Origin of the sequence: Paraburkholderia terricola (assembly GCF_900142195.1) — a bacterium.
In the GTDB taxonomy this organism is placed as follows: domain Bacteria; phylum Pseudomonadota; class Gammaproteobacteria; order Burkholderiales; family Burkholderiaceae; genus Paraburkholderia; species Paraburkholderia terricola.
In genome coordinates, this window is the sequence record NZ_FRAB01000054.1 from 1 (window position 1) to 19222 (window position 19222).

At 65.0% G+C, this 19222-nt stretch carries 17 protein-coding genes and 1 pseudogene; 13 read left to right on the plus strand and 5 right to left on the minus strand.

Annotated elements, in window-relative coordinates; translation table 11 throughout:
* The 5 genes and pseudogenes from BUE39_RS35720 to bioB form a co-directional block, all read left to right on the plus strand.
* Nucleotides 1-350, plus strand: a pseudogene (locus BUE39_RS35720) (hypothetical protein); the annotation flags it as partial.
* A 108-nt stretch (nucleotides 351-458) separates the two neighbouring features.
* Nucleotides 459-1820 carry an adenosylmethionine--8-amino-7-oxononanoate transaminase gene (gene bioA, locus BUE39_RS29525; RefSeq protein WP_073432205.1) on the plus strand — a complete coding sequence of 454 codons (1362 nt, stop codon included), beginning with the start codon at nucleotides 459-461 and terminating at the stop codon, nucleotides 1818-1820.
* Nucleotides 1820-3004 carry an 8-amino-7-oxononanoate synthase gene (gene bioF / locus BUE39_RS29530; protein WP_073432206.1) on the plus strand — a complete coding sequence of 395 codons (1185 nt, stop codon included), beginning with the start codon at nucleotides 1820-1822 and terminating at the stop codon, nucleotides 3002-3004. Before bioA ends, bioF begins: the two co-directional genes overlap by 1 nt.
* Nucleotides 3001-3720: a dethiobiotin synthase gene (gene bioD / locus BUE39_RS29535; protein WP_073432207.1), complete on the plus strand. Its 720-nt coding sequence runs from the start codon at nucleotides 3001-3003 to the stop codon at nucleotides 3718-3720. Before bioF ends, bioD begins: the two co-directional genes overlap by 4 nt.
* 33 nt (nucleotides 3721-3753) lie before the next feature.
* Nucleotides 3754-4866 carry a biotin synthase BioB gene (bioB, locus tag BUE39_RS29540; RefSeq protein WP_073432208.1) on the plus strand — a complete coding sequence of 371 codons (1113 nt, stop codon included), beginning with the start codon at nucleotides 3754-3756 and terminating at the stop codon, nucleotides 4864-4866.
* Nucleotides 4867-4957: 91 nt separating this feature from the next.
* On the opposite strand, the gene BUE39_RS29545 is transcribed toward bioB, so the two are convergent.
* On the minus strand, nucleotides 4958-5983 hold the full coding sequence (locus BUE39_RS29545; protein WP_073432209.1) for a sulfate ABC transporter substrate-binding protein: 1026 nt from the start codon (nucleotides 5981-5983) through the stop codon (nucleotides 4958-4960).
* Nucleotides 5984-6109: 126 nt separating this feature from the next.
* A complete protein-coding gene (locus BUE39_RS29550; protein WP_073432210.1) occupies nucleotides 6110-6712 on the minus strand; it encodes an RBBP9/YdeN family alpha/beta hydrolase in 603 nt (200 codons plus the stop codon).
* A 371-nt stretch (nucleotides 6713-7083) separates the two neighbouring features.
* Between BUE39_RS29550 and BUE39_RS29555 the strand changes: the two genes are divergently transcribed.
* From BUE39_RS29555 to BUE39_RS29580, 6 genes are all read left to right on the plus strand, one after another.
* Nucleotides 7084-8025, plus strand: a complete 942-nt coding sequence (locus BUE39_RS29555; protein ID WP_073432211.1) for a 2-hydroxyacid dehydrogenase — start codon at nucleotides 7084-7086, stop codon at nucleotides 8023-8025.
* Between the two features lie 75 nt (nucleotides 8026-8100).
* Nucleotides 8101-9027: a hydroxymethylglutaryl-CoA lyase gene (locus BUE39_RS29560; RefSeq protein ID WP_073432212.1), complete on the plus strand. Its 927-nt coding sequence runs from the start codon at nucleotides 8101-8103 to the stop codon at nucleotides 9025-9027.
* A gap of 29 nt (nucleotides 9028-9056) precedes the next feature.
* Entirely contained in the window at nucleotides 9057-9578 is a 522-nt protein-coding gene (locus BUE39_RS29565) for a YbaK/EbsC family protein (protein WP_073432213.1), read from the plus strand.
* Nucleotides 9579-9582: 4 nt separating this feature from the next.
* Nucleotides 9583-9810, plus strand: coding sequence for a DUF1289 domain-containing protein (locus BUE39_RS29570; protein ID WP_073432214.1), 228 nt, complete (start codon nucleotides 9583-9585; stop codon nucleotides 9808-9810).
* Entirely contained in the window at nucleotides 9807-10262 is a 456-nt protein-coding gene (locus BUE39_RS29575) for a MaoC family dehydratase (protein ID WP_073432215.1), read from the plus strand. Before BUE39_RS29570 ends, BUE39_RS29575 begins: the two co-directional genes overlap by 4 nt.
* On the plus strand, nucleotides 10259-11179 hold the full coding sequence (locus tag BUE39_RS29580; protein ID WP_073432216.1) for an MBL fold metallo-hydrolase: 921 nt from the start codon (nucleotides 10259-10261) through the stop codon (nucleotides 11177-11179). Before BUE39_RS29575 ends, BUE39_RS29580 begins: the two co-directional genes overlap by 4 nt.
* 339 nt (nucleotides 11180-11518) lie before the next feature.
* Here BUE39_RS29580 and BUE39_RS29585 read toward each other — a convergent pair whose 3' ends face one another.
* A complete protein-coding gene (locus BUE39_RS29585; RefSeq protein ID WP_073432217.1) occupies nucleotides 11519-12418 on the minus strand; it encodes a DMT family transporter in 900 nt (299 codons plus the stop codon).
* A gap of 114 nt (nucleotides 12419-12532) precedes the next feature.
* On the opposite strand from BUE39_RS29585, the gene BUE39_RS29590 reads away from it, so the two are divergent.
* Entirely contained in the window at nucleotides 12533-13003 is a 471-nt protein-coding gene (locus tag BUE39_RS29590; protein ID WP_073432218.1) for an Lrp/AsnC family transcriptional regulator, read from the plus strand.
* 55 nt (nucleotides 13004-13058) lie between these two features.
* Here the strand turns inward: BUE39_RS29590 and BUE39_RS29595 are convergent, their stop codons facing one another.
* Entirely contained in the window at nucleotides 13059-13949 is an 891-nt protein-coding gene (locus tag BUE39_RS29595) for an alpha/beta fold hydrolase (RefSeq protein WP_073432219.1), read from the minus strand.
* A 292-nt stretch (nucleotides 13950-14241) separates the two neighbouring features.
* Between BUE39_RS29595 and BUE39_RS29600 the strand changes: the two genes are divergently transcribed.
* A complete protein-coding gene (locus BUE39_RS29600; protein WP_073432220.1) occupies nucleotides 14242-15201 on the plus strand; it encodes an NAD(P)H-dependent flavin oxidoreductase in 960 nt (319 codons plus the stop codon).
* Between the two features lie 80 nt (nucleotides 15202-15281).
* Here BUE39_RS29600 and BUE39_RS29605 read toward each other — a convergent pair whose 3' ends face one another.
* Nucleotides 15282-19082, minus strand: coding sequence for a methylmalonyl-CoA mutase family protein (locus BUE39_RS29605; RefSeq protein WP_073432221.1), 3801 nt, complete (start codon nucleotides 19080-19082; stop codon nucleotides 15282-15284).
* Nucleotides 19083-19222 lie beyond the last annotated feature (140 nt).

Below are 19222 nucleotides of genomic sequence, written 5' to 3' on the forward strand. Positions count from 1 at the left end.
CCACTGCGCCCTCCAAGCCAGGGGACCCGCTTCAAAGCTGGCGGTGTGAGCCGCTTTCTTTGCCTACTTTCTTTGCGGCGGCAAAGAAAGTAGGTGCCGCCCCGCACAGGGGCAACGCCAATAGACCACTAACAAATCAAGCAAAGGCCAAGATAAGGAAAGGCCAAAACGCGCAAAACAACAGCGCCGAGCAGGCCAAACCCCACCTACATCCCACTACTTTGCCGTCGTCAACTGCACCGATCAGCGACCTTCACGAGAAAACAGAAACGACCTGCGTCGAACAGCCCCAAACCCCAGCCCAGCAAGCAAAACCCCAAATTCCAGCGCAGGTGCGCGCAACGAAATAAACCGCTAATCTCGACCCCGCGCGCATCGCCAAACGCCGCGCGCAGCGCAACGAAACGGCCCTAAAAAGCCCTACGCGCAGCGGCAAAAAGCATCCTGGAGTACCCGCTTTGCAAAACCCGGCAACACAACCGTCATCACGAGAAGACTGGATCGCCCGCAGCCTGCGCGCCATCTGGCACCCCTGCACGCAGATGAAGCACCACGAGCGTCTGCCGCTCATTCCCGTCGCGCGCGGCCAGGGCGCGTGGCTTTACGACCGCGCCGATCACCGTTATCTGGACGCGATCAGCTCCTGGTGGGTCAACCTGTTCGGCCACGCGAACCCGCGCATCAACGCGGCGCTGAAAGACCAGCTCGACACGCTCGAACACGCGATGCTCGCGGGCTGCACGCACGAGCCGGCCATCGAACTCGCGGAGCGCCTCGGCGCGCTCACCGGCAACACGCTCGGCCACGCGTTCTTCGCGTCCGATGGCGCATCCGCCGTCGAAATAGCGCTGAAGATGAGCTTCCACTCATGGCGCAATCGCGGCTTCGCCGACAAGCAGGAATTCGTCTGCCTCGCCAACAGCTACCACGGCGAGACCATCGGCGCGCTCGGCGTCACCGACGTCGCGCTCTTCAAGGACGCCTACGACCCGTTGATCCGTCACGCGCACGTCGTCGCGTCGCCCGATGCGCGTCTCGCGCAGCCTGGCGAGACCGCCGACGACGTCGCGCGCCGCGCGCTCGATCACGTGCGCTCGCTATTCGAAGCGCGCGCCGACACAATCGCCGCGCTGATCGTCGAGCCGCTCGTGCAATGCGCAGCCGGCATGGCGATGCACGACGCGTCGTATCTCGCCGGATTGCGCGCGTTGTGCGACCAGTACGGCGTGCATCTGATCGCCGATGAAATCGCCGTCGGTTGCGGCCGCACCGGCACGTTCTTCGCATGCGAGCAGGCGGGCATCTGGCCGGACTTTCTGTGTCTGTCGAAAGGCATTAGCGGCGGTTATCTGCCGCTCTCGATCGTGTTGTCGCGCGATGAAATCTTCGCGGCCTTCTATCACGACGACACCGCGCGCGGCTTCCTGCATTCGCATTCCTACACCGGCAATCCGCTCGCGTGCCGCGCGGCGCTCGCCACGCTCGACCTGTTCGCGAGCGACAACGTCCTCGCCGTCAACGCGCAGAAGTCCGCGAAACTGAAGGCCGCGCTTGCTCCGCTCGCTGGGCACGAGCAGGTGCGCAATCCGCGCCAGTGCGGCACGATCTTCGCGTTCGACGCGGTGATCGACGACGCTCAACACGCGAGGACATTCTCGCGCCGCTTCTTCGAAAACGCGTTGCAGCGCGAGCTGCTGCTGCGCCCGATTTCGACCACCGTGTATCTGATGCCGCCGTACATTCTCGACGACGAAGAACTCGCGCTGCTCGCCTCGCGCACTCATGAAACGTTCGAAGCCACGCTCGCGGAGGCGCGCTAATGCACTTGCTCGACACACTTGCACAAGGCCTGAAGGACATCGACGCACGCGGCCTGCGCCGTCACCGCCGCACCGCCGACACGCCGTGCGCCGCGCACATGACGGTGGACGGCCGCGAGATCATCGGCTTCGCCAGTAACGACTACCTCGGCCTCGCCGCGCATCCGCAACTGATCGCCGCGATCGGGGAAGGCGCGCGGCGCTATGGCGCGGGCAGCGGCGGTTCGCATCTGCTCGGCGGCCACTCGCGCGCGCATGCGCAACTCGAAGACGACCTCGCGGAATTCGTCGGCGGCTTCGTCGACAATGCGCGCGCGCTGTACTTCAGCACCGGCTACATGGCGAACCTCGCGACGCTCACCGCGCTCGCGGGCCGCGGCACGACGCTTTTCTCCGACGCGTTGAATCACGCGTCGCTGATCGACGGCGCGCGCCTGTCGCGCGCCGACGTGCAGATCTACCCGCACTGCGATACCGAAGCGTTGAGCGCGATGCTCGACGCTTCCGACGCGGAAGTGAAAGTGATCGTCTCCGATACGGTGTTCAGCATGGACGGCGATATCGCGCCGCTGCCGCGTCTGCTGGAACTCGCTGAGCAACACGGCGCGTGGCTGATTCTCGACGACGCGCATGGCTTCGGCGTGCTCGGTCCGCAAGGCCGCGGCGCGATCGCGCAGGCCGCGCTGCGCTCGCCGAACCTGATTTCGATCGGCACGCTCGGCAAGGCGGCGGGCGTCTCGGGCGCGTTCGTCGTCGCGCACGGCACCGTGATCGAATGGCTCGTGCAGCGCGCGCGTCCGTACATTTTCACCACGGCCTCGGTGCCTGCCGCCGCGTATGCGGTGTCGGCGAGTTTGCGCATCATCGGCGGCGACGAAGGCGATGCGCGGCGCGCGCATCTTCGGCAATTGATCGAACGCACGCGTGAGATGCTGAAAGCCACGCCGTGGCTTCCGGTCGATTCGCATACCGCCGTGCAGCCGCTCGTCATCGGCGCGAACGAAGCCACGCTCGACATCGCCGCCCTGCTCGACCGCGCGGGTCTGTGGGTGCCGGCGATTCGTCCGCCGACCGTGCCCACCGGCACGTCGCGCTTGCGTATTTCGCTTTCCGCCGCGCACGCGCAAGCGGATCTCGACCGGCTCGAAGCGGGCCTTCAACAAGCGGGAGCGAAAGCGGCATGAGCACGGCGCTGTCTCTCTTCGTCACCGGCACCGATACGGAAATCGGCAAGACGTTCGTTTCGTCGGCGCTGTTGCGCGGCTTCGTTCGCGAAGGCCTGCAAGCCGCCGCGATGAAGCCGATCGCCGCCGGCGCGTTCGAACTCGACGGCGTTCTGCATAACGAGGACGCGGATCAACTCGACGCCGCATCGAACGTCTTGTTGCCGCCCGACATTCGCACGCCCTATCTGCTGAAAGAACCGGCCGCGCCGCACATCGCGGCCGCGCTGGAAAACGTCACCTTCGATATCGCGCACATCGTCGCTTGCCATGCCGAAGCTGTGAAACGCGCGGACGTCGTGGTCGTGGAAGGCGTCGGCGGCTTTCGCGTGCCGTTGACGGCGACTGCGGACACCGCCGATCTCGCCGTCGCCTTGAAGCTGCCGGTCGTGCTGGTGGTCGGCCTGCGCCTCGGCTGCATCAACCATGCGCTGCTCACCGCCGAAGCGATCGCCGCGCGCGGACTGACGCTGGCCGGCTGGGTGGCGAACCGCGTCGACCCCGACATGACGTTCCCCGACGAAAACATCGCGTCGATCCGCGAGCATCTTGCGCGCGAACACGACGCGCCCTTGCTCGGCATCGTGCCGCATCTGAGTCCGGCTTCGCCCGAACTCGCGGCGGACCGGCTCGACATCGACCGACTCTTGCAGACGCTGCGCGACGCGCGGCGCTGATCAACATCACATCCATCCATGAGGATTGACGACATGACGCAACTGAACATCGCTCCGACGCCGGTCGACACGGCGGCCGCCAACAACAATGCCAATCACAACGCCAATAGCGCCGCATCGGACAGCAAACAGCTCGCGCGCTGGCGCGTCGCCGACATCGTCGCGCTGTACGAACTGCCGTTCAACGATCTGATGTTCCGCGCGCAGCAAACACATCGCGAGCATTTCGACGCGAACACCGTGCAACTGTCGACGCTGCTGTCGATCAAGACGGGCGGCTGCGAGGAAGATTGCGCGTACTGTCCGCAGTCGGTGCATCACGACACGGGCCTGCAGGCCGACAAGCTGATGCCGGTCGACGAAGTCCTCGCCGCCGCGCGCGCCGCCAAGCAAAACGGCGCAACGCGCTTTTGCATGGGCGCCGCGTGGCGCAATCCGAAAGACCGGCACCTGGAGCCGATCAAGGACATGATCCGCGGCGTGAAGGCGATGGGTCTCGAAACCTGCGTGACGCTCGGCATGCTGGAGACGCACCAGGCGCAAGCTCTGCGCGAAGCGGGCCTCGACTACTACAACCACAACCTCGATACGTCGCCGGAGTTCTACGGCCAGATCATTTCGACGCGCACGTATCAGGACCGTCTCGACACGCTCGAACGGGTGCGCGACGCGGGCATCAACGTGTGCTGCGGCGGCATCGTCGGTTTGGGCGAGTCGCGCCGCGAGCGGGCTGGCTTGATCGCGCAACTGGCGAACATGGAGCCGTATCCCGAGTCGGTGCCGATCAACAACCTGGTGCAAGTGGAAGGCACGCCGCTGACCGGCACGGAAGCGATCGACCCATTCGAGTTCGTGCGCACGATCGCAATTGCACGCATCACGATGCCGCGCGCGATGGTGCGTCTGTCGGCGGGACGCGAGCAGATGAACGAAGCGTTGCAGGCCATGTGCTTTCTCGCCGGCGCGAATTCGATTTTCTATGGCGATCAGTTGCTGACCACCAGCAATCCGCAAGCGGAGGCGGATCGCAAGCTGTTGGAGCGCCTGGGGATTCGGGCGGAAGCGGCGCAACAGATGCCGCTCGATCAGAGCGGTTGCGAGCATGGCTGCGAACACGGTCATGACTCGCACGCTGCGCCCAACTAAACGCAACAAGCGCATGCGATAGCAATTCGCGCAATAAAAAAGGCCGCCTCGGTAACGAACCGAAGGCGGCCTTTGTGCTTCACGCGAAGCTTTACTTCCTATCCACGATGATCTGATCGAACGTCCCGCCATCGGAGAAATGCGTTTGCTGCGCTTTCTGCCAGCTACCGAACATCTCTTCGACGGTGAAGGTCTTGATCGGCTTGAACTCCGCCTCATGCTTGGCGAGCACGTTCCTGTCGCGCGGACGCAGATGATGTTGCGCGATGATTTCCTGCGCGGCCGCCGACCACAGATAGTCGAGATACGCCTGCGCTTCCTTGCGCGTGCCGCGCTTGTCCACCACCTTGTCGACGATCGCCACGGGCGGCGCCGCCAGCAAGCTCACCGACGGATACACCGCTTCGAAATTGCCCGCGCCCACACCTGTGTTCATCAGCGCGACTTCGTTTTCGAACGTCACCAGCACGTCGCCGATGCCGCGCTGCGTGAACGTGGTGGTCGCGCCGCGGCCGCCCGTGTCGAGCACCGGCACGTTCCTGAAGATCGCTTTTTCGAAGTCGAGCGCCTGCGCGTCGGTGCCGCCGTGCTGCTTGCGATAACCCCACGCGGCCAGATACGTATAGCGGCCGTTACCCGAGGTCTTGGGATTGGCGATCACCACCTGCACGCCGGGCTTGGCGAGATCGTCCCAGTCCTTGATGTGCTTCGGGTTGCCCTTGCGCACGAGGAACACCATCGTCGTGGTGTACGGCGCGCTGTCGTTCGGCATGCGCGCACGCCAGTTGGTCGGCACCAGTTGGCCCTTTTCGGCGAGCAGGTCGATGTCGTTCGGCTGGTTCATCGTCACGACGTCGGCCTGCAAGCCTTGCAGCACCGACAAGGCCTGCGCGCTCGACGCGCCGTGCGACTGGCGGATCGACACGGTCTCGCCGGTCTTCTGCTTGTACGCCGCGATGAAGCCGGCGTTGATGTCCTTGTACAACTCGCGCGTCACGTCGTACGAGACGTTGAGCAACGACGCTTGCGCGTGCGCCGTCGACACGCCGCCGAGCGCGAGCGTGATTGCCGTCATGCCGGCTGCCAGCCAGCGCGATGTGCCCGTCTTGCCTGCCATCTTGTCCCCGCCTATCGATGATGAAAACCGGTGGCCGCACGAACGCGCGGCATGAAGCGGGATTCTAACGGATCGCTTACTGGCTCACTCGTGCCGGGGCCGGTGCATCGAGCGCGGCGCGAAGCCTCAAACGAATGCGTGCTGCGCGGCCTCGAAGGCATCCTCGCGAAAGCGCAATGGCGCGGCGCAATGCACCAGCGTGTCGATGAAATACTTGGCTCGCGGCCAGGGGCCGAAACCGGCCGCGGTGTTGATATGTCCCGCGTCGCCGAGATTGACGAACGCGCTGCCGAAACGCTGCGCGAGATCGCGCGAACCGGCGAGCGGCATCCACGGATCGGTTTCGCTGCCGATCAGGATCGACGGCACGCCGAGGCGCCGCGCGTCGAACGTTCCCGCGAAGCCGAATTTCTCCGGGCTCGCGGGCGCGACGAACAGCACGCCGACCACGTCGTTCGCATACGACGCCTGCTGCAACGCATGCGCGGTCGCGAGGCAACCGAAGCTATGCGCGGCCAGCACGAACGGTCCGCGCTCGCGCGCGAGCAGATCGCGCAGCGACTTCGCCCATAGTGCGAGGTCCGGCGCGTCCCAGTCGGCCTGTTCGACGCGCAGCGAGCGCGCGAACTGCCGCTCCAGCCATGTTTGCCAATGCGCGCCCTCGCTGCCGTGCAGACCGGGCACGGTCACGAGCCGCGGCGGCCATGTCGATTTGGTGCATGAAAGCATGTCTGTCCCTCGCAAAGGGAATCCGGGAAGGTATTGTCCCGCTGCGCGCCGCGCGAACGAACCAAGTTTTTGTGCTTTGTTTATCGGGCTAAATGGCGGTCGAGATGGCGGCGCCGTGACTGTCGACGTAGCAGGCGACGTGGCCGGCGACTGGCCCGAGCGACGGCCGGTGCCATGTGCCGCGTGACCGGCGAATTGCACGGCCGTCCGCAAACGCGCGCGATCGGCGTCGAAAAAGTAGAATGAAGCCTACCCATAAAAGGAGGAGGCTCCATGCCGCAAGCGTCGTCTGAAGCGCCGCGCGCGTCGCAGCCGTCACAAGGGGCCTTCCCCGCAATCCGCCCCGACAACGCAGGCGTCTTTCTGACCGTATGAAAATCCTCTTCTACATGCCGCATGCCGATGCCGCCGCCTGGCTTCACGACTTTGCCCGCGCGCTGCCCGAGGCCGATCTGCGCGAGTGGCAGCCTGGCGACACCGCGCCGGCGGACTTCGCGGTCGTGTGGCGGCCGCCGCGCGAGATGCTGGCCGGCCGCGACGACTTGCGCGCGATCTTCAATCTGGGCGCGGGCGTGGATGCGATCCTCGCGCTCGAAAGCGAACAGCCGGGCATCTTGCCGCGCAACGCCCAGTTGATCCGCCTGGAGGACACCGGCATGGCGCCGCAAATGGCCGAGTACGTCGCGCACGCGGTGCTGCGCTACCTGCGCCGTTTCGACGAATACCAGACGCTGCAAAGCGAACGCCGCTGGGAAGTGCTCGAACCGCATCCGCGCGAGACCTTCACGGTCGGCGTGCTCGGGCTTGGCGTGCTCGGCGCGCATGTCGCGCAAACGCTCGCGGGCTTCGGCATGCCGGTGCGCGGTTATAGCCGCGGCGCGCGGCACATCGAGGGCATCACGACCTTCGCCGGCGAGGCGCAGTTCGATGCCTTTCTCGACGGCGTGAAAGTGCTGGTGAATCTGCTGCCGCATACGCCGGATACAGCCGGCGTGCTGAACGCGCGCACCTTCTCGAAGCTCGCGCGCGGTGCCTATCTGATCAACGTCGCGCGCGGCGGGCATCTGGTCGAACAGGATCTGCTCGAAGCGCTCGCGAGCGGCCAACTCGCCGCCGCCACGCTCGACGTGTTCCGCGAGGAGCCGTTGCCGCCCGATCATCTGTTCTGGCGGGAGCCGCGTATCACGATCACGCCGCACATCTCCGCGCTGACGTTGCGCGAGGAAAGCGTCGCGCAGGTCGCGCGGAAAATCACGGCGCTCGCGCGCGGCGAAACGGTCAGCGGCGTGGTGAATATCGAACGCGGGTATTGAGAGCCGGGTGAGCTTCGAGCAGGCACTGAGAGACATCAATGAAGGAGCGCCGCCAAGCGCGGCAGGAGACACATCATGGCCTTACCGCAGCAAGTGAAAATCGTCGAAGTCGGTCCGCGTGACGGGCTGCAGAACGAAAAGGAATTCGTCGCCACGGCGATCAAGATCGAGTTGATCAACCGCTTATCGGCGGCGGGTTTTCGCAACGTCGAAGCGGCGTCATTCGTCTCGCCGAAATGGGTGCCGCAAATGGCCGACGGCGCCGACGTCATGGCCGGTATCGAACGGCGCCCAGGCACGATCTACTCGGTGCTGACGCCGAACATGCGCGGCTTCGAAGGCGCGCTCGCCGCGCGCGCCGACGAGATCGTGATTTTCGGCGCGGCCAGCGAAGCGTTTTCGCAGAAGAACATCAATTGCAGCATCGCGGAAAGCATCGACCGCTTCGCACCCGTGGCGCGCGCGGCGAAGGAAAACCGCCTGCGGATTCGCGGCAGCGTGTCGTGCGCGCTGGGCTGCCCGTATCAGGGCGAGGTGCCGGTGGCCTCGGTGGTCGATGTGGTCGAACGTTTCGCGGCGCTCGGCTGCGACGAAATCGACATTGCCGATACGATCGGCGTCGGCACGCCGAAGCGCACGCGCGAAGTGTTCGATGCGGTGACCAAGGTGTTTCCGCGTGAACGTCTATCGGGCCACTTCCACGACACTTACGGCCAGGCGCTCGCGAACATCTACGCCGCGTTGCAGGAAGGCATCGAGATTTATCACGCGTCGGTGGCGGGGCTCGGCGGCTGTCCGTATGCGAAGGGCGCGACGGGCAACGTCGCGACCGAGGACGTGCTGTATCTGATGAACGGCCTCGGCATCGAAACCGGTATCGACCTCGCGCAAGTCGTGGCGATCGGCGACTTCATCTCGACGTCGATCGGCCGGCCCAACGTATCGCGCGCCGGCAAGGCGCTGCTCGCCAAGGCGCGCAGCGAAGCGGGCAACTGTGTTTGACCTCAGCCAATCAATCAGGATCTAAAACAATGATGGACGACGCTTTCCTCGAATCCGACAATCTCGCCGCGCTGCCCGACTCGGCGCGCCGCGTCGCGCTGTTGCTGCGCGAGCGCGGCCACGCCGGCCGCATCGTGATGCTGCCGGAAACCGGCAAGACTTCCGCCGAAGCCGCCGCCGGGCTCGGCTGCTCGGTCGCGCAGATCGCCAAGTCGATCCTGTTTCGCCGTCGCGAGGACGACGCGCCCGTGCTGGTGGTCGCGAGCGGCGCGAATCGCGTCGACGAGAAGAAGGTGGCCGCGCAAGTCGGCGAGATCGGCCGCGCGGATGCGAAGTTCGTGCGCGAAAAAACCGGCTATGCGATCGGCGGCGTGTGTCCGATCGGCCATGCGACCGAACCGGTGACGCTGATCGATGCCGACCTGCTGACGCTCGACAGCTTGTGGGCCGCGGCGGGCCATCCGCATGCGGTGTTCAATCTCACGGCACAGGAATTGATTACGCTGACGGGTGCGCCGGTGATCGACGTGGCGCTGCGCGAAACCGCGTGAAGCCATGACCGAAAGCCTCGGCCACGACGACGACGGCGCTGCCGTGCCGTCGCCCTGCATCAACGTCTGCAAGATGGACGCGTCGACCGGCTGGTGCGAAGGGTGTCTGCGCAGCATCGACGAAATCGCCGGCTGGTCCTCGTTCGACAACGACGCGAAGCGCGCGGTGTGGGACGCGATCGAGGCGCGTCACGCGCAGCTCATGGCGACGCAAGCGAAGGTGCCGCGATGAACGCGCCGCCGCGCATCGTCACGATAGGCGAGACGTTCAGCTCGACGCTCGCGCTTTCGGCGGAGTCGGTGAAATCGTTCGCCACGCTCGTCAACGACTTGAACCCGTTGCATCACGACGACACCTATGCCGCGCAAAGCCGCTTCGGCGGGTTGATCGCTTCGGGCACGCAGCCGACCGCCTATTTCATGGCGCTGCTGGCGACGCATTTTTCGACCTACGCGCAGCCGCTCGGTCTCGAGTTCGACATCAAGCTGAAAAAGGCGGTCCATGCGAACGACACGCTCACGATCACCTGGCGCGTGCGCGACGCCTACTGGAAGCCGAGCCTGAACGGCGATCTGACGCATCTCGATGGAGCGGTGGTGAACCAGCGCGGCGACACCGTGTTGATCGGCGCCTCCACCGTTCTGGTGATGCCGAAGCCCGAAGCATCGGCGAACGCATCGTGATTGCGCTGCCGCCATCCATCAAGGTATTCGAGCGTGGCTGGCTCTCGTCGAACAACGTGCTGCTGATCGACGATGCGTGCGCCGCGCTCGTCGATACCGGCTATGCGACACATGCGCCGCAAACGCTCGCCCTGGTGCGGCAGACGCTCGGCGCGCGGCCGCTCGATCTGATCGTCAACACGCATCTGCATTCGGATCACTGCGGCGGTAACGCGCTCTTGCAGGCAACGTGGCCGTGCAGGACCGCGATTCCCGTCTCCGAAGCCGACGCCGTGCGCGCATGGGACGAAACGCGTCTGACGTTTCGCGCGACGGGGCAAGCTTGCGAGCGCTTCCGCTTCACCGAGACCATCGCGCCCGGCGTGCGGTTGCGGCTCGGCGCGCTCGATTGGCAGGTGCTCGGTGCGCCCGGCCACGATCCGCATTCGTTGATGCTGTATTGCGCGGACGAGCGCATCCTGATCAGCGCGGACGCGCTGTGGGAAAACGGCTTCGGCGTGATTTTCCCCGAGCTGGAAGGTGAAAGCGGTTTCGCCGAGGAACAAGCGGTGCTCGAAGCGATTGCGGAGCGGGACGTGCGCCTAGTGATTCCCGGCCACGGCGCGCCTTTCACGAATGTCGGGCAAGCGTTGGAGCGGGCGTTTTCGCGCGTCGCATGGTTGCGAGCCGATCCGGCGCGCAATGCCAGGAATGCGTTGAAGGTGTTGATCGTGTTCAAGCTGCTCGAAGTCCGCGAGATGGGCTTCGACGTCCTGCTGCGAATGCTCGATGAAGCTGCCGCGATGCGCGCCGCCGCGTCGATGCTCAAGCCGCGCGGCGAATGGCCGGCGCTGATGCGGGAGATCGTCGAGGAACTCGCGGCGCGAAATGGGCCGCTGGCGGTGGACGGCGCGCGCCTTGTCGCCCGTCAGGCTTGACGCTCGCGCGCTGGTGTGGGGTCCAAGCGGCGTGCGGCTAAAAACCGTCGCCACAAAAAGAAAGCCGCTCGACCAATGAGAATGGCGAGCGGCGGAAATTCTGTCGGACGTGATCAGCGTCGTTACGAATGATACGCGCGCCGGATTTGCGACCGCATCAGTGATTTCCCTACAGAAGTTTGACGCCGCGTTTTAATCCGGCATACAGGTGGTGTCGCGCGAACCCGCATGGCCGCTCGCTTTGCGCGCGATCCGTTCGCGCATTGATCCGCCCATATGAACAATCCCTCGTTCCGGAATCCGTAGCATCCACACGGAACGCGAGCAAGCGGAGGCTCGTCACGTCGACGACAAGCGCTTCTGCGGCACGATCCGCCAGCCGAGATTGACACCGGCCGCCGCGAGCAGAATCAGCACCGCGCCGAGTATCTGAATCCATGCGAGCGTCTGCCCGAACGCGATTCGATCGACGATGATCGCCACCACCGGATAAATGAACGACAGCGCGCCGGTCATCGAAGTCGGCAGCTTCTGGATCGCGCCGTAAAGCAGCACGTACATGAGGCCGGTATTGACCACGCCGAGCACGATCAATTCGAGCCACTGCACCCCGTTGGTCGGCAGCGCGTCGAAACGCACGAATGGCGCGAGCATCATCACGCCGAGCGACACCTGAATCAGCGCGATGAGATGCGGCGGCGTGCCCTTGAGCCGCTTCGTGATGATCGACGACACCGCGTACATCGCCGCCGCGCCCACTGCATAGGCGACGCCCACCAGATACTGCCCCGGCACCGCCAACACCGCCGGCTCGACTTTCACGACGAACACGAGGCCGATGAACGCGACCACCAGCCATGCCACCGTCGACGCGCTAATGCGCTCGCGAAAAATCAGCGCGCCAAGCGCGACCAGCATGAAAGGCTGCGTGTTGTAGACGGCCGTCGCCATCGAGATCGACGCGCGCGAATACGCCGCGAACAGCAGCACCCAGTTCAGCACGATCGCCGCGCCGCCGAGCAAGGCGAGGCCGAGCATCGTCCACGAAAACAGCTTGCGCCTGAAGAGACCCAATACGGCGCACACCAGCGCCAAGGTCGCGCCGCCGAAAATGCAGCGGAAGAACACCACGTTGAACGAGCTCTGCTGCGACGACACCACCAGCCAGCCGATGGTGCCCGACATCAGCATGGCCATGCTCATCTCCGCGGCCCCGCGGCGAATTTCATTTGAAGCCATGATTCGATCCTCGAATTGAATCCTGCATGACAGGCAGTGTAATTAATCCGAGGACGCCAATACATGGCTAAACTTAAGCCTTCCGGCGATTAAACCTAAGAATCGAAGGCCATCATGATTAAACGCCTCGCTCCCTCCGTGCCCGCGTCGCTCGACGAAACCGACCGGGCGCTGCTCGCCGCGCTCGCCGAGGACGCCCGTCAGCCGGTCGCCGAACTGGCGCGTGCGGTCGGCCTGTCGGCGCCGAGCACGGCGGAGCGCATCCGCAGGCTCGAAGCGCAAGGCGTGATCGAGCGCTTCACGGTGCAGATCGATCCGCGCGCGCTCGGCTTCACGTTGCAGGCGATCGTGCGCGTGAAGCCCCTGCCCGGTCAGTTGCATCTGGTGGAGGAAGTGATCCGGCGCATTCCGGAGTTCGTCGAATGCGACAAGGTGACGGGCGACGACTGCTTTATCTGCCGCCTGTATCTGCATTCGATCGAGCAGTTGGATGAGATTCTGTCGAAAGTCACCGAGCGGGCGGAAACCAGCACCGCGATCGTCAAGTCGACGCCGGTCGCGCGCCGCTTGCCGCCGCTCGGTTGAGCGGCGGGCGCGGCGGGTCATAAAGAAGCGCGCGCTCGCGCATGAATGAAGCGGCTTACTGTTCGACCGCTTCGAAGAAAGACAGCATTTCCGCGAGCAGTGGCTCAGACGCCTCTTCGGGAATGTAATGCCCGCAAGGCAGCGACCGGCCGCTCACGTCGCGCGCCACGCGGCGCCATTCCGCCAGCGCGTCGAAGCACTTTTCGATCACCCCCTTGTCGCCCCACAGCACACGCAGCGGACAGCCGATCTTGTGGCCCCGCTCGATATCGGCGCGATCGTGCTCGAGGTCGATGCTCGCCGCCGCGCGGTAGTCCTCGCACATCGCGTGAACCGCGCCGGGTTGCGCGAGCGCGGAGCGATAGGCGTCGAGCGCGTCGGGTTCGAACGCGGCCAGCCCCGCATGACGGCTGCCCATCACCGAATCGACATACGCGGCCGGGTTCGCGCCGATCAACGTCTCGGGCAGCGGCTCGGGCTGGATCAGGAAGAACCAGTGGAAGTAATGCGTGGCGAACGCGCGGTCGGTGGCTTCGTACATCGCGAGCGTCGGCGCGATGTCGAGCAGCATCAGACGCTCGACGGCGTCGGCATGGTCGAGCGCCATGCGATGCGCGACGCGCGCGCCGCGGTCGTGCGCGCACACCAGAAAACGTTCGAAGCCGAAGTGGCGCATCACGGCGACCTGGTCGGCCGCCATCGCGCGTTTCGAATAGGGCGTGTGGGCGGCGTCGCTCGGCGGTTTGTCCGACGCGCCGTAGCCGCGTAAATCAGTGGCGATGACGGTGAAGTGTTCGGCCAGTTGCGCGGCGCAACGCCGCCAGATCAGATGCGATTGCGGATGACCGTGCAGCAACAGAAGCGGCGGCCCCGCTCCGCCCTTCACTCCGAAAATGTCGACATCGCCCGTGGCGACGCGAAAAGGCGTGAAATTCTCGAAGGCCATAACGGAGTCTCGTGTCGTTTGGAAGTCTGTGCATTGTAGGAGCGCAATATGTACACCCCGAGTGGGTTAGCCCACGCAAGCATAGAACCTGAACACTCCCTCCAACCGTTCCAAACCAACACGCGGACGCAAGCGAGGCGCTTCGCCTATAATCGAACGACCGTTCTTTAATAGACGGCGGCATGGTGGACAGATGCGCGAGCGTCGAAGCGCCGTCAGCCAGGTGCCGCTAAACTCATCATCGCCGGGCGCTGCACGCCGCACCGGTCGCTCAAATCAGGAGACTCGCATCATGGCATTGCCCGCCGTCCTGCAAAAACTTGCGCTGCCCGTCGTCGCCTCGCCGATGTTCATCGTCAGCTATCCCGAACTGGTGCTGGCTCAATGCAAGGCCGGCATCGTCGGTTCGTTTCCCGCGCTGAACGCACGCCCCGCGGAATTGCTCGACGAATGGCTCACGCAGATTCAGGCGCAGCTCGCCGAGCACAAGGCCGCCCATCCCGATGCGATCATCGGGCCGATTGCGGTCAACCAGATCGTTCATCAGTCGAATACGCGGCTCGAGCACGACGTGCGTGTGTGCGTCGAACATAAGGTGCCGATCTTCATCACTAGCCTGCGCGCGCCCGCGCGTGAAATCGTCGATGCGGTGCATGGCTACGGCGGCATCGTGCTGCACGACGTGATCAATCTGCGCCATGCGCAGAAGGCGCTGGAAGCGGGCGTCGACGGGCTGATCCTGGTGGCGTCGGGCGCCGGCGGCCATGCGGGCACGACTTCGCCGTTCGCGCTGGTGGGCGAAGTGCGGCGCATCTTCGACGGCCCGATCGTGCTGTCGGGCTCGATCGCCAACGGCGGCTCGATTCTCGCCGCGCAGGCGATGGGCGCGGACCTCGCGTACATGGGCACGCGTTTCATCGCCACGAAAGAAGCGCACGCGGTGGACAGCTACAAGCAGGCCATCGTCAATTCCACGGCGTCGGACATCATCTACACGAACCTGTTCACCGGCGTGCACGGCAACTACATCCGCGAAAGCATCGTGAACGCGGGGCTCGACCCGGACGCGCTGCCGGAATCGGACAAGACCAAGATGAACTTCGGCGGCGACAAGGCGAAGGCGTGGAAAGACATCTGGGGCGCGGGCCAGGGCGTCGGTTTGATGGATGACGTGCCGAGCGTCGCGGAACTGGTGCGGCGCTTGTCGAAGGAATACGACGATGCGAAGGCGCGGCTGGGGATTGCGCGCTGAGCGCGAGGCGAGGGCTTCGCTTCAAGGCGGTTTGCCGCGGCTCGGATACGTCTACTGCCGAGCCGCGGCTCATACCCGCCTCACATATTGCGGCGATACTGCCCGCCCACTTCGAACAACGCGTGCGTGATCTGCCCCAGCGAGCAAACGCGCACGACATCCATCAACACCGCGAACACGTTTTCGTCATCGATCACCGCGCGTTTCAGGCGTTCGAGCGCCGCGGGCGCGTCCTCGCGATGCCGCGCCTGGAAGTCGCGCAGACGTTTCAACTGACTTTGCTTTTCCGCGTCGGTGGAGCGGGCCAGCACGATCGGCTGCGGCGCTTCATGCGGATGCGCGCTCAAAAATGTATTCACGCCGACGATCGGATACGAGCCGTCATGCTTGCGATGCTCGTACAGCATCGATTCGTCCTGAATGCGCCCGCGCTGATAACCGGTTTCCATCGCGCCGAGCACGCCGCCGCGCTCGGTGAGCCGATCGAATTCGGCCAACACCGCCTCTTCCACCAGATCGGTCAGCTCCTCGATCACGAAGCTGCCCTGATTCGGGTTCTGGTTCTTCGCCAAACCCCATTCACGATTGATGATCAACTGGATCGCCACCGCGCGGCGCACCGAGTCCTCGGTGGGCGTGGTGATCGCTTCGTCGAATGCGTTGGTGTGCAGCGAGTTGCAGTTGTCGTAGATCGCGATCAACGCCTGCAGCGTGGTGCGAATATCGTTGAAGTCGATTTCCTGCGCGTGCAGGCTGCGGCCCGAGGTTTGCACGTGATACTTGAGCTTCTGGCTGCGCTCGTTCGCGCCGTAGCGCTCGCGCATCGCGATGGCCCAGATGCGTCGCGCGACGCGGCCCAGCACCGTGTACTCCGGGTCCATGCCGTTTGAAAAGAAGAACGACAGGTTCGGCGCGAAATCGTCGATCGACATGCCGCGCGCCAGATAGGCCTCGACATAGGTGAAGCCGTTCGCGAGCGTGTAGGCGAGTTGCGAAATCGGATTCGCGCCGGCCTCTGCGATGTGATAGCCGGAGATCGACACCGAATAGAAATTGCGCACGCCGTGCTCGACGAAATACGCCTGAATGTCGCCCATCACTTTCAGGCTGAACTCGGTCGAGAAAATGCAGGTGTTCTGGCCTTGGTCTTCCTTCAGGATGTCGGCTTGCACGGTGCCGCGCACGTTTTCAAGCGCGGCTCGGCGCGCCGCGGCGAGTTGGTCTTGCGTGAGCGGGTGGCCGTGCTGTTGTTCCATGCGCGCGATCTGCTGATCGATCGCGACGTTGAAGAACATCGCGAGGATGGTCGGCGCGGGGCCGTTGATCGTCATCGAGACCGAGGTTTCCGGCGCGCACAGATCGAAGCCGTCGTAGAGCGCTTTCATGTCGTCGAGCGTCGCCACCGACACGCCCGAATTGCCGACCTTACCGTAGATGTCCGGCCGCTCGTCCGGCTCTTCGCCGTAGAGCGTGACGGAATCGAAGGCCGTCGAAAGACGCTTGGCCGGCATACCTTGGGAGAGCAGCTTGAAGCGGCGGTTGGTGCGGAACGGGTCGCCCTCGCCGGCGAACATGCGCGTCGGGTCTTCGTTTTCGCGGCGGAACGGGAACACGCCGGCGGTGAACGGGAAGTAGCCGGGCAGGTTGTCGAGCATCAGCCAGCGCAGGATTTCGCCGTGGTCGACGAACTTCGGCAGCGCGACCTTGCGGACTTCGGAGCCGGACAGGGTCGTGACGGTGAGCGCGGTGCGAATCTCGCGGTCGCGGATGCGGACGACGTGTTCGTCGCCGGCATAGGCGGCGACGGTGTGCGGCCAGCTTTCGAGTAGTTGGCGTTCGCGTTCGCCGAGGGCGGCGGTGCGCTGGGCGATCAAGCTGTCGAGCGGGGTTTCGGCGGTGGTGGCTTGTTCGGGCGCTTGTTCGGGCGCTGGGTCTGCGGAGGACGCTACGCTTGCCATTGACGTTGAGACCGCACTGCTATGTGCGCTCGCATTCGCACCCTCACCCGCATTTGCTTCACCGAGCATGCGGCGCGCTTCGACCAGTTGCCAACGCTCGCGCGCCACGCGCGCTTGCGCGTCGGCGCGCTCACGGTAAGCGTGAACCGTCTGCGCGACATCGGCGAGATAGCGCACACGGGCCGGCGGCACGATGGCGTTGCGGCCGCTCGAAAAGCGCACGTTATCGAGCGTGGGCAGACGGCCGCCGCCCGCGCGCAAGCCGTGCTTGCGCAGCGCGTTTGCCACTTGCTGATACAGCGCGCTCACGCCATCGTCGTTGAAACGCGAGGCGATCGTGCCGAACACCGGCATCGCGTCGGGCGGCTTCGCGAAGTCGCCGCGATTGCGCTGCACCTGCTTGGCGACGTCGCGCAACGCGTCCGGCGCGCCCTTGCGATCGAACTTGTTGATCGCGACGAAGCCGGCGAAGTCCAGCATGTCGATTTTCTCCAACTGGCTGGCCGCGCCGAACTCGGGCGTCATCACATACAGCGATTCGTCGACGAACGGCACGATTGCCGCATCGCCCTGGCCGATCCCGGACGTCTCCACGACGATCAGATCGAAGCCCGCCGCTTTGCACAGCATGAGCGCGTCGGGCAAGGAGTCGGAGATTTCGCTCGACGCTTCGCGCGTCGCCATCGAGCGCATGTACACGCGCGCGCCGCCGCCCCAGTCGCCGATCGCGTTCATGCGAATGCGGTCGCCGAGCAGCGCGCCGCCGGATTTGCGGCGCGACGGGTCGATGGCGAGTACGGCGATGGTGAGCGCGTCGCCGTAGTCGAGCCGGAAGCGGCGAACCAGTTCGTCGGTGAGCGAGGATTTGCCCGCGCCGCCGGTGCCGGTGATGCCGAGGATGGGTACCTCGGCCGCCTTCGCAAGCGCCGACAGTTTTTCGCGCTCGGCCGGCGCGACGCCGCCCGTTTCGAACGCGCTGATCAGTTGCGCGAGTCGGCGGAAGGTGGGCGATACCGAATCGCGTGCATCGAGGACGGGCGCAGTGGGCGTGACGGCGGGCGCCTTGGTTGCGGTGTCCGCTTGGGGCGTTTCGCCGGCCTGGCGAGCGTTATGGAACGGATCGGGGTCGCCGCTGCTTTGATGGTCGGTGGGCGCCTCGCCGACGGTGAGCGGGACGGGGTCCGCTTGCGCCGTTTCGCCGGCTTCGCGAGCGTTGTGGAGCGGATCGCGACCGCCGCCGCTTTGATGGTCGGCGGACGCCTTGCCGACGGTGTGCGGGACGGTGTCCGCTTGCGCCGTTTCGCCGGCTTCGCGAGCGTTGTGGAGCGGATCGCGACCGCCGCCGCTTTGATGGTCGGCGGACGCCTCCGTGCGCGCTTCCAAACGCGGCAACCTGCGCGCCGACAGATCGGCGATCCACGCACCCACCGCATTTTCCCGGCCGCCCTCGACGGCACGCGCGGCTTCCAGGCAACGCGCGATCATGTCGTCGATCATGCCTTGCAAGCCGAGCCGCTGACCGTCATGCGGCGAATAGATTTTCTCCACGCCGTAGCGTTCGAGTTCGGCGATTTCCTCGGGGACGATCACGCCTCCGCCGCCGCCGAATACCTTGATGCGCTCGCCGCCGCGCGCGCGCAAGAGTTCGACTAAATAGCGGAAGTATTCGTTATGCCCGCCTTGATAGCTGGACACGGCGACGCCGTCGGCGTCTTCGTGCAGCGCGGCGGTGGCGACTTCATCGACGGAGCGGTTGTGGCCCAGGTGAATCACCTCGACGCCGCTCGCCTGCAGGATGCGCCGCATGATGTTGATCGACGCGTCATGTCCGTCGAATAGCGCGGCGGCCGTGACGAAACGCAGACGCCGGCCCGCTGGCAGCTTGTGGCTACCGGCGCGCCGCGGCGTGGACAGATCGGTCATGTCTCCCCCAGATCGTTACGCGTATGGGTGCTGGCAACCAGTATAGCTAAACGAGGGGCGGCGTCCGGGCGGGATGGAGGCGGGGTTTGGCGTGGCTGGCGTCCTTCGCCTTTGCCACGTTTTGCGTCTTTTGCGTCTTT

Coding starts and splice junctions, on each gene's coding strand:
- BUE39_RS29600 (WP_073432220.1), top strand. CDS start 14,242: ATGGCATTGCCCGCCGTCCTGCAAAAACTTGCGCTGCCCGTCGTCGCC.
- BUE39_RS29560 (WP_073432212.1), top strand. CDS start 8,101: ATGGCCTTACCGCAGCAAGTGAAAATCGTCGAAGTCGGTCCGCGTGAC.
- bioB (WP_073432208.1), top strand. CDS start 3,754: ATGACGCAACTGAACATCGCTCCGACGCCGGTCGACACGGCGGCCGCC.
- BUE39_RS29595 (WP_073432219.1), bottom strand. CDS start 13,949: ATGGCCTTCGAGAATTTCACGCCTTTTCGCGTCGCCACGGGCGATGTC.
- bioD (WP_073432207.1), top strand. CDS start 3,001: ATGAGCACGGCGCTGTCTCTCTTCGTCACCGGCACCGATACGGAAATC.
- BUE39_RS29570 (WP_073432214.1), top strand. CDS start 9,583: ATGACCGAAAGCCTCGGCCACGACGACGACGGCGCTGCCGTGCCGTCG.
- BUE39_RS29555 (WP_073432211.1), top strand. CDS start 7,084: ATGAAAATCCTCTTCTACATGCCGCATGCCGATGCCGCCGCCTGGCTT.
- BUE39_RS29590 (WP_073432218.1), top strand. CDS start 12,533: ATGATTAAACGCCTCGCTCCCTCCGTGCCCGCGTCGCTCGACGAAACC.
- BUE39_RS29585 (WP_073432217.1), bottom strand. CDS start 12,418: ATGGCTTCAAATGAAATTCGCCGCGGGGCCGCGGAGATGAGCATGGCC.
- BUE39_RS29605 (WP_073432221.1), bottom strand. CDS start 19,082: ATGACCGATCTGTCCACGCCGCGGCGCGCCGGTAGCCACAAGCTGCCA.
- BUE39_RS29565 (WP_073432213.1), top strand. CDS start 9,057: ATGATGGACGACGCTTTCCTCGAATCCGACAATCTCGCCGCGCTGCCC.
- BUE39_RS29545 (WP_073432209.1), bottom strand. CDS start 5,983: ATGGCAGGCAAGACGGGCACATCGCGCTGGCTGGCAGCCGGCATGACG.
- BUE39_RS29550 (WP_073432210.1), bottom strand. CDS start 6,712: ATGCTTTCATGCACCAAATCGACATGGCCGCCGCGGCTCGTGACCGTG.
- BUE39_RS29575 (WP_073432215.1), top strand. CDS start 9,807: ATGAACGCGCCGCCGCGCATCGTCACGATAGGCGAGACGTTCAGCTCG.
- bioF (WP_073432206.1), top strand. CDS start 1,820: ATGCACTTGCTCGACACACTTGCACAAGGCCTGAAGGACATCGACGCA.